The 289-nt window shown below is 69.2% G+C and carries 1 protein-coding gene; it reads left to right on the top strand.

The window, feature by feature from the left end; genetic code table 11:
* Window positions 1-74 precede the first annotated feature (74 nt).
* Window positions 75-289: hypothetical protein (locus EN874_RS34195; RefSeq protein ID WP_210238605.1), on the top strand; the 215-nt coding region annotated here is incomplete at its 3' end.

Raw genomic sequence — 289 nt, 5'->3', positions numbered from 1 at the left:
CCGGGAAGATCACCAGATCCAGTCGCCCCTGCCGAGCGCCGACACCGCCTCGACGATGCGGGTGAAGCTCGACCGTGCCCGGCCGACCGTGTGCCGGGCTCCCGGCCCTCGTCAATGCGCTCGCCAACCGTACCGCCGAGACGCTTTCGGCTGTCGAAGGCGCGCGCTCGACGCTGGCCGAAAGCGTTGCCGACCTCATCGGCCGCATGGGCAACTCCAGCGCACAGCTCGGCCCTCAACCACATGCGGATCGCTGGCTTGCCGGAGGAGTGACAAGCAGTCGGTGTGG

This window comes from Mesorhizobium sp. M1D.F.Ca.ET.231.01.1.1 (assembly GCF_003999155.2).
In the GTDB taxonomy this organism is placed as follows: Bacteria; Pseudomonadota; Alphaproteobacteria; order Rhizobiales; family Rhizobiaceae; genus Mesorhizobium.
This window is presented reverse-complemented; position numbering and strand designations above follow the sequence as displayed.